Origin of the sequence: Salinispora sp. H7-4, assembly GCF_013416675.1 — a bacterium.
Classification (GTDB): Bacteria; Actinomycetota; Actinomycetes; order Mycobacteriales; family Micromonosporaceae; genus Micromonospora; species Micromonospora vitiensis.
The window spans coordinates 1-3256 of record NZ_JABZED010000001.1; the positions used below are offsets into that span (position 1 = coordinate 1).

Sequence of the window (3256 nt, forward strand, 5' to 3'; positions counted from 1 at the left end):
CCACCGACTCCACATCCGCATCCGCATCAACCAAAAAATCAGCAAGACGCCCAGCCTGCCCCACCACACCACCAACCGACCGACCAGAAACCGGCCACAACACCACCGGCCGCTCCACCACCCCCACCGAAGAACCAGACGTACCCACCGAAGACTCGGCGGCCTCAACAAGCGGAGCCTCCTCCACAATCACGTGCGCATTGGTGCCACTGATCCCAAACGACGACACGGCCGCCCGCCGCGGCCGCTCGGTAACCGGCCAATCAACCGGGTCAATAAGCAACCGGACATCGCCCGCATCCCAATCGACCTGCCGCGACGGCGTCTCGACGTGCAGGGTGCGCGGCAACACCCCATGCCGCATCGCCATCACCATCTTGATCACACCAGCCATACCCGCCGCCGCCTGGGCATGCCCGATATTTGACTTCACCGAACCCAACCACAACGACTGATCCCGACCCTGACCATACGTCGCAAGAATCGCCTGCGCCTCAATCGGATCACCCAACGTCGTACCCGTACCATGCGCCTCCACCACATCCACATCAGAAGCAGAAAGCCGCGCATTCGCCAACGCAGCACGAATCACCCGCTGCTGCGCCGGACCATTCGGAGCCGTCAACCCATTCGACGCACCATCCTGATTCACCGCCGAACCCCGCACCACCCCCAACACCCGATGACCATTACGACGAGCATCCGACAACCGCTCCAACACCAACACACCAACACCCTCAGACCAACCGGTGCCATCGGCATTGTCGGAGAACGACTTGCAGCGGCCATCCGGGGCCAACCCCCGCTGCCGGCTGAACGCCACGAACGGGGTGGGATTCGCCATCACCAACACCCCGCCGGCGATCGCGGTGGTGCACTCCCCGGCGCGCAGCGCCTGGCTGGCGAGGTGCAGGGCGACGAGGGACGAGGAGCAGGCGGTGTCGATCGTCATCGACGGCCCCTCGAAGCCGAAGGCGTACGAAATCCGGCCGGAGATCACCGACGCGGAGCTTCCGGTACTCAGGTACGCCTCGGACTGGGCGGGGGCGAGACCGAGCAGGTCACCATAGTCCTGGGCGCCGGAGCCAACGAAGACGCCGACCGGATCGCCGCGCAACGCCTCGGGGTTCATCCCGGCGTGCTCACACGCCTCCCAGGTGACTTCGAGCATGAGCCGCTGCTGCGGGTCCATGGCCAGCGCCTCGCGGGGCGAGATGCCGAAGAACTCGGCGTCGAACCCGCCCGCGTCGTAGACGAAGCCGCCGGAGCGCACGTAGCTGCTGCCCGGCTGATCCGGGTCGGCGTCGAAGAGCGCGTCGGCGTCCCAGCCCCGGTCAACGGGGAAGGCGCTGATCGCGTCGGTGCCGGTGGCGACGAGCTGCCACAGGTCTTCAGGGGACTGGACGCCGCCCGGATAGCGGCAGCCCATGCCGACGATGGCGATCGGCTCGTCTGGAGCGAGTCCGGCGGTAGTCGATGGGACGGTGGGTGCGGCGGCGGTGCTGACGAGTTCGTCGTACAGGTGGCGGGCCAACACCGCAGGGGTGGGGTGGTCGTAGACCATGGTGGCGGGCAGGCGCAGCCCGACTGCCTCGCCGACCGCGTTGCGCAGCTCCACCGCGGTCAGCGAGTCGAAGCCGAGTTCCCGGAACGGCCGCTGGACGTCAACGGTGGCGGAGACGTCGTACCCGAGGACGGCCGCGACGTGGGTGCGGACGATGTCCAGTAGGTGCGGCAGCTGGTCGGCTTCGGGCAGATCGGCCAGCACGGAGGCATCCCGCGGCTGAACCGGCGCGGCGGCCACCGTGCTCTGGTCGGCCTCGGGGAGCGCGGCGAGCAGCGGTCGGGGCCGGGCTACGGTATAGATCGGAGCGAACCGGGCCCAGTCGATGTCGGTGACCACGAGGTGGCTCTCGTCGTGGTCGAGGACCTGCCGCAACGCCGCGAGGGCGAGTCGTGGCTCCATCGGTGGGGTGCCCTGGCGCAGCAGCTGTTCGGTGGCCTGGTCATCAACCATGCCACCGCCACCCCAGGTCCCCCAGGCGATGGAGGTGGCGGCACGACCCTGGTGACGGCGCTGGTGGGCGAGGGCCTCGAGCCAGGCGTTGCCGGTGCCGTACGCGGCCTGTCCGGCGCTGCCCCAGACGGCCGCGCCGGAGGCGAAGAGGACGAACGCGTCGAGCGGCCGGTCGGCGAGCAACTCGTCGAGGTGGGTCGCGCCGAGCACCTTGGCCCGGCACACGTCGGCGAAGGCGTCGAGGTCGGTCTCGCCGAGCGGGGTGGCTTCGCCCAACACCCCGGCGGCGTGAAAGACAGCGGTCAGGTCGTCGCCGATCCCGTCGAGAAGCGTGGCAACCGCCTCACGGTCGGTCACGTCGCAGGCGACGACCTGGACGCCGGGCAGGCGGGCGGCGAGGTCGGCGGCGCCGGGCGCCGCCGGCCCGCGTCGGCTGGCCAGGACGACCCGGTCGGCACCCTGGTCGAGTAGCCACTCGCTGAGGTGCGCGCCGATGCCACCGGTGCCGCCGGTGACCAGGACGGTGCCGGTGGATCGCCACCGCCGGTCCGGGGTGCCGGCAACCGGCCAGCGGACCATCCGTCGAGCCAGCACCCCACCGGTACGCAGGGCGATCTGGTCCTCGCCGCCGTCGGTGAGCACGTCAACGAGCCGGTCGAGGGTGTCGGGCGTCCAGTCGGCGGGTAGGTCGGCCAGGCCGCCCCACCAGCCCGGGTAGTCGAGGGACAACACGGTGCCGAGCCCCCAGAGCCCGGCCTGCGCGGCGTGCGGCAGATCCTCGTACGGGTCAACGGCGACGGCGCCGGTGGTGAGGCACCAGAGCCGGCCGGTGAAGTCGGCGGCGGCGAGGGCGCGCACCAGGCGTACGGTGCTGGTGACTCCGGTGGAGAGACCGGCATCGTGGGTGTCCGCGGTGTCATCGAGGCCGAGCAGGGACACGACTCCGGCGGGGGTGTCGCGGTCGGCTGGCGCGGTGTCGGTGAGCCGGACGACGGTCGCGCCGCGTGCGGTGAGTGCGTCGGCCACGGCGGCGGCCCGGGGATCGTCAGCGAGTGCGCGTGGTGTGACGACCCACCAGTCACCGGTCAGCTGCCGCCCGGTGGGCACGTTGGAGGCCCGCCACACTACCCGGTATCGCCAGTTGGCAGTGGTGACGTCCTTGTCGGCTCCGGTGTCGTGCAGCCAGTAGTGCTGGTGTTGGAAGGCATACGTCGGCAAATCCACCCGACGCCCACCCCC

At 70.1% G+C, this 3256-nt stretch carries 1 pseudogene; it reads right to left on the reverse strand.

What is annotated here, in order from left to right:
• Positions 1 to 3241, reverse strand: a pseudogene (locus H0524_RS00005) (type I polyketide synthase); the annotation flags it as partial.
• Positions 3242 to 3256 lie beyond the last annotated feature (15 nt).